This window comes from Haemophilus sp. HMSC066A11 (assembly GCF_001811665.1).
In the GTDB taxonomy this organism is placed as follows: Bacteria; Pseudomonadota; Gammaproteobacteria; order Enterobacterales; family Pasteurellaceae; genus Haemophilus; species Haemophilus influenzae.
The window spans coordinates 81,459-87,424 of sequence record NZ_KV805886.1 but is presented as its reverse complement, the minus strand read 5'-3'; the positions used below and the strand labels follow the sequence as shown (position 1 = coordinate 87,424).

Here is a 5,966-nt window from a genome sequence, read left to right as displayed (position 1 = left end):
ACGATAAGGCAATTCGGCAAAAGTAATACGCTCATTTGATACCCGATCAACCATTTTTCCACCGAAAAAGAGCGGTTGAAGTTGAGAAAGTGCGGTCAATTTTCCTGTTAAAACGCCAAGTCCATTTGGGCCATAAATTTTATGGGCAGAAAATGCGAGGAAATCTGCATCTAAATCTTGTAAATCGATTTTAATATGACTAATCGCTTGTGCAGCATCTACTAAAACCAACGCATGACTATGTTTTCTAATAAGTTGAATCAGGCGTTTAATCGGCTGTTCAGTGCCTGTGACATTTGAAACAAAATTCAGCGCAACGAGTTTTGTTTTTTCAGAAAGGGCTGAAATCAGCGCATTTTCATCAATTAGCCAATTATCTAAAATCGGTAAAACTCGAATTTTTGCACCGCACTTTTTCGCCGTTTCATGCCAAGTGACAAAATTAGCATGATGATCTGCTTGGCTAATCAGAATTTCATCTTCGGCGTTTAATTGCGGCATCAATCCATTTGCCACTAAGTTAATCGCGTGAGTTGTACCCGAAGTCCAAATAACAGTGCGTTTATCTTCTGCATTAACCCATTCTTTAACTTGTGTGCGAGCCTGTTCATATTGCGCAGTTTGGGCAGCATCATATTGGCTGCGATGCACCGAACCTGCAGAAGTATAAAATTCGGCAGTGCGATTAATTAACACTTGAGGTTTCAACGCGGTGGCGGCGTTATCTAAATAAATAACCGCATCTTCACGTTGGAAATAGGGAAATGCTTGACGGAACGTTTGATAATCAAAAGCCATATTAATTTTTCTCTTGTCTGCGCCATTGACTTGGTTCAATCGGATTATTGTCTGCCCAAAGACCAATTCCTTTGGCTTGTGCATTTTCTTGTGCTTGAAGATAAATCGGATCATGGGAATATTGCTTATAAGCCCAAGCCATACCCTGTTTAACCATTTCTAAATTAATATTTTGTTTTTGATAATAAACCACCGCTAAGGTGCGTTGATAGCGATCTTTTCCTTTTCGCGCAAGGCGTACATTTTTTTGATAAACCAGATCAGACAAGGTTTTTTTCGATTTTTGCCCAAAGGCTTGAGATTTTTCTGGCACATCAATTTCGGCTAAACGAACTTTAATGGATTTATTGCCTTTAGTGAGGAAAGTGAGCGTATCGCCATCACTAATTTTAACCACTCGACACGTATTTTTTTCGCGAGAACAAGCAGAAAGTACGGTAAAAATAAGTAATAAACTCGTCAATAGTATTTTTCGATTTATCATTTTGCAAAGTTTTTGATCTAAGTCTAGTTATTTTACCGAAAAAATGGCTCAAGTTAGCAAAAAAAAGCGTAAAATAATTTTGAAATATTATGAAAATAGTTGAAAAGGTTGTATATGATTCAAAAATTATTTTTATTAGTTCGTTCGTTGGTCATTTTATCTATTATGTTATATCTCGGAAATCTTATTGCTTATTACATTCCATCAGGTGTTCCAGGAAGTATTTGGGGATTGTTATTGCTCTTTTTAGGTTTAACAACACGAGTGATTCATTTAAATTGGATTTATTTAGGTGCAAGTTTGCTAATTCGTTTTATGGCGGTGCTTTTTGTACCAGTGAGCGTGGGAATTATCAAATATTCTGATTTATTGATAGAGCAAATTAATATTTTGCTTGTTCCTAATATTGTGAGTACTTGTGTCACTTTACTTGTTATAGGATTTTTAGGTCATTATTTGTATCAGATGCAATCTTTTACACATAAACGCAAAAAAGTAATAAAACGTAGAGAAAATCAGGTAAAACAAGCGAATTAGTATGTTAGGAAAGTTTATATGCAGCAGTACATTATTTATCTTTATACATTTTTAACAATTTTTGGGTTTTGGCTCGCACTACAAATTAGCAAACGTTGGAAGTCAATGATTTTTAATACTTTTGTTTTAACAGTATTAATTTTGGCGGCGATTTTAGTGATAGGAAAGATTCCTTATGATGATTATATGGCAGGAAATGCACCTATTAATAATTTACTTGGCTTGAGTATCGTTGCTCTCGCATTGCCTCTTTATGAACAACTTCGCCAAATTGCCAAACAATGGAAAATTATTCTTTCAACGGTGGTTATAGCCTCTTTTTTGGCGATGTTAAGTGGCGGGCTTTTAGCATTTCTTTTAGGCGCAACGCCCGAAATGGTCGCTACGGTTTTACCTAAATCCATCACAATGCCTATTGCGATGGAAGTTTCCCGTCATTTAGGCGGCATTCCTGCCGTAACTGCAGTTGGTGTTGTGGTTGCAGGTTTGCAAGGATCGATATTTGGTTATCTTGTATTAAAAAAATTGAGTGTTAAACATCAAGAAGCTATTGGGCTTTCTGTTGGTTCGGTTTCTCACGCGCTTGGTACAGTAAGTTGTATGGAAACGAATCCAACAGCGGGAAGTTACAGTTCTATTTCTCTTGTGCTTTGTGGGATTATTAGTTCTATTCTCGCGCCATTTGTATTTAAGCTGATTTATTTCTTTGTTTAAATATCAATAAAAATTCAACCGCACTTTATTCATTCTAGATTGTGTTTGTTATAGATAAAGTGCGGTTGTTTTTTGCGCTAAATGATTAGATAATGCAGAAAAACGAAATAAAACAAAGCGATATGAAACCACTTATCATTGATTCTTCTTGGACAGAACGTTTTCTTCCTGATCCTCCACGCGAAAAAGATAATCGTCCACCATTTCGTCGTGATCGTGGGCGAATTTTACATTCTGCTGCTTTTCGTTGCTTACAGGCGAAAACTCAAATTCACGCAATTGGCGAAAATGATTTTTATCGCACTCGCTTAACCCATTCTTTAGAAGTCGCTCAGATTGGCAGTAGTCTCGTTGCACAACTTAAATTTTTAGAAACCTTTGAAAGCCTTTCGCAAACATTAAATATTGATAAAAACGAGTTGCAAAAACAATTAAAACCTTTATTGCCGAGTAACGATCTTATTGAGAGTTTGTGTTTTGCTCATGATATTGGGCATCCGCCTTTTGGGCATGGTGGCGAAACGGCATTAAATTATATGATGGCAGAGCAGGGCGGTTTTGAAGGCAATGCGCAAACCTTTAGAATTTTAACGAAACTTGAGCCTTATACTGAAAATGCAGGGATGAATCTAACGCGTAGAACACTATTGGGTGTCGTGAAATATCCTGCGTTGTTAGATGTGGCTTCGCCTCAATATGCAGAACTTAATTTTTCTCGCAATATCGATCCTCGTTTTGTGCGTATTCACGATTGGATTCCAGGAAAAGGCATTTTCCGTGATGATTTAAAAATGTTTAATTGGTTGCTGGAAAATCTTTCTGAAAATGACCGCACTTTATTTGGGAAATTTAAAAAAGTGCGGGAAAATCCAGCTGAATCTTTACATACTCGGTTTAAATCGCTGGATTGTAGCATTATGGAATTGGCAGATGATATCGCCTATGGCGTACATGATTTAGAAGATGCGATTGTGACTGGCGTGGTAAATCCTCATCAATGGCAAGCGGCACATTCCGCATTGAAACAAATTCCTTCAGCTTGGTTGCAAGAAAATATTGATTCAATTAGCCAACGACTTTTCTCTGATAAACATTTTGAACGAAAACAAGCCATTGGTGCATTGGTGAACTTTTTTATTACTAATGTGCGGTGGAAATTAACGGCAAATTTTGATGAACCTTTGTTACGTTATAACGCAGAGCTGTCACCTGAAGTGATTGTTGCACTTGGTGTATTTAAAAAATTTGTTTGGGATTATGTTATTCGCAATGTGGATACTCAACGAATCGAATATAAAGGGCAGAGAATGCTAACAGAAATGTTCCAAATTTTTGAATCTGATCCAGAGCGTTTATTACCGAGAAATACTGCAAATCGTTGGCGTAATGCCCCTGAAGAAAGGAAGAAGCGGATTATTTGCGATTATATTGCAGGCATGTCGGATGCGCACGCCTTGCGGGTATATCAACAACTTTGATTTAAGAGCTAATCCCATCGAATTGATGGGATTTTTTATGCAAACCGTATAGAATAGTGCGGTTAATTTTCACTGAATTTTTATGGGGCAGTTGTGGCATTAATTAGTTTAACCAATGGATATCTTTCCTTTAGTGATGCGCCTTTGTTAGATCACGCAGAACTACATATTGAACCGAATGAACGTGTTTGTTTAGTTGGGCGTAACGGTGCAGGTAAATCAACTTTATTGAAAATCATCGCAGGCGATGTGCTTATGGATGATGGCAAAATCCAATACGAAAAAGATCTTGTGGTTTCTCGTTTAGAACAAGACCCACTGCGTAATGCGCAAGACAATATTTTTGATTATGTCGCGGAAGGTGTTGGGCATTTAACGGATTTATTGAAAGAATATCATCATATTTCTGTTCAATTGGAAGAAAATTACAGTGATCAAATTTTAAGTCAATTAGAGCAAGTTCAGGCTAAATTAGAACACGCTGATGGCTGGCGATTTGAAAATAAAATCAATGAAGTATTGTTAAAACTAGGTTTAAATCCAAACACAAAATTATCCGCACTTTCGGGCGGTTGGTTACGCAAAGCGGCACTAGCACGCGCATTGGTGTGCGATCCTGATGTGTTATTACTTGATGAACCAACCACTTGGATGTGGAAGCTATTGAATGGCTGGAAAATTTCTTACTGGATTTCCAAGGTAGCATTGTATTTATTTCCCATGACCGTTCTTTTATTCGCAAAATGGCAACACGCATTGTGGATTTAGATCGCGGTCAATTGCAGTCTTATCTAGGCAATTACGATTTATATTTAACCACGAAAGAAGAAAATCTACGCGTTGAAGCCTTGCAAAATGAATTATTTGATAAACGTCTTGCACAGGAAGAAGTGTGGATTCGCCAAGGTATCAAGGCTCGCCGCACAAGAAATGAAGGGAGAGTGCGAGCATTAAAAGCGATGCGGGAGGAACGCCGCCAACGCCGTGACGTAATGGGAACAGCCAAATTACAGTTAGATACCTCAAGTCGTTCTGGCAAAATTGTCTTTGAAATGGAAGATGTGAGCTATGAAATCGCAGGAAAAACCTTGTTAAAAGATTTTTCAACAACGATTTTACGTGGAGATAAAATTGCACTTGTTGGGGCAAATGGCTGTGGGAAAACCACGTTCATTAAATTATTGCTGGGGGAAATTCAGCCTACATCAGGCAAAATCCGTTGTGGTACCAAATTAGAGATTGCTTATTTTGACCAATACCGTGCTGATTTAGATCCTGAAAAAACTGTAATGGATAATGTGGCGGATGGCAAACAAGATATTGAAGTCAATGGTGTAAAACGCCACGTGCTAGGGTATTTGCAAGATTTCTTGTTCCCACCAAAACGTGCACTGATCCCAGTTAAAGCCTTATCGGGGGGAGAACGAAATCGTTTATTACTCGCAAAATTATTACTCAAACCAAATAATTTATTGATTCTTGACGAACCAACCAATGACCTTGATGTAGAAACATTGGAGCTTTTAGAAGAAATTTTGACTGATTATCAAGGCACATTGTTAATTGTGAGCCATGACCGTCAATTTATCGATAATACTGCGACAGAATGTTATTTATTCGAAGGTAAAGGGCGTTTGAATAAGTATGTGGGAGGATTCTTTGATGCGAAACAGCAACAAGCCAATTTCTGGGCAAGTAAAGCAGTGGAAGAACAGGCTAAAGCGAAGAAATCTGAACCACTAAAAGAAGAAAGTGCGGTGAAAAATGACCGCACTTCTAAGCCGAAATCCGTGAAACTTTCTTATAAAGAACAACGAGAGCTAGAACAACTTCCACAACTATTGGAAGAGTTGGAAACTAAAATTACCGTACTTCAAGCTGAAATAGCCGATCCAGCATTTTTCCAACAGGCTCACGATATTACCGACGCTAAATTAAAAGAATTGGCGGATACT

At 37.8% G+C, this 5,966-nt stretch carries 5 protein-coding genes and 1 pseudogene; 4 read left to right on the top strand and 2 right to left on the bottom strand.

Features of this window, described 5'->3' with window-relative positions:
- Together HMPREF2813_RS08210 and HMPREF2813_RS08205 are read right to left on the bottom strand one after the other, a co-directional pair.
- Positions 1-798, bottom strand: a 798-nt coding sequence (locus tag HMPREF2813_RS08210) for a cysteine desulfurase (RefSeq protein WP_070647049.1), incomplete at its 3' end; no start/stop codon positions are given.
- A 1-nt stretch (position 799) separates the two neighbouring features.
- Positions 800-1,282: a thermonuclease family protein gene (locus HMPREF2813_RS08205; protein ID WP_070647046.1), complete on the bottom strand. Its 483-nt coding sequence runs from the start codon at positions 1,280-1,282 to the stop codon at positions 800-802.
- A 114-nt stretch (positions 1,283-1,396) separates the two neighbouring features.
- Here HMPREF2813_RS08205 and HMPREF2813_RS08200 point away from each other — a divergent pair, with 114 nt between their 5' ends.
- The 4 genes and pseudogenes from HMPREF2813_RS08200 to HMPREF2813_RS08185 form a co-directional block, all read left to right on the top strand.
- Positions 1,397-1,819: a CidA/LrgA family protein gene (locus tag HMPREF2813_RS08200; RefSeq protein WP_005650310.1), complete on the top strand. Its 423-nt coding sequence runs from the start codon at positions 1,397-1,399 to the stop codon at positions 1,817-1,819.
- Between the two features lie 18 nt (positions 1,820-1,837).
- Complete coding sequence (locus HMPREF2813_RS08195) at positions 1,838-2,533, top strand: CidB/LrgB family autolysis modulator (RefSeq protein ID WP_014550721.1); 696 nt, start codon at positions 1,838-1,840, stop codon at positions 2,531-2,533.
- A 92-nt stretch (positions 2,534-2,625) separates the two neighbouring features.
- Complete coding sequence (locus HMPREF2813_RS08190; protein WP_005687258.1) at positions 2,626-4,011, top strand: anti-phage deoxyguanosine triphosphatase; 1,386 nt, start codon at positions 2,626-2,628, stop codon at positions 4,009-4,011.
- Positions 4,012-4,104: 93 nt separating this feature from the next.
- A pseudogene (locus HMPREF2813_RS08185) lies at positions 4,105-5,966 on the top strand (ABC transporter ATP-binding protein); the annotation flags it as partial.

Bases quoted from the DNA above. Each gene is read 5' to 3' on its own strand.
- HMPREF2813_RS08205 (WP_070647046.1), bottom strand. From the start codon at position 1,282: ATGATAAATCGAAAAATACTATTGACGAGTTTATTACTTATTTTTACC.
- HMPREF2813_RS08190 (WP_005687258.1), top strand. From the start codon at position 2,626: ATGCAGAAAAACGAAATAAAACAAAGCGATATGAAACCACTTATCATT.
- HMPREF2813_RS08195 (WP_014550721.1), top strand. From the start codon at position 1,838: ATGCAGCAGTACATTATTTATCTTTATACATTTTTAACAATTTTTGGG.
- HMPREF2813_RS08200 (WP_005650310.1), top strand. From the start codon at position 1,397: ATGATTCAAAAATTATTTTTATTAGTTCGTTCGTTGGTCATTTTATCT.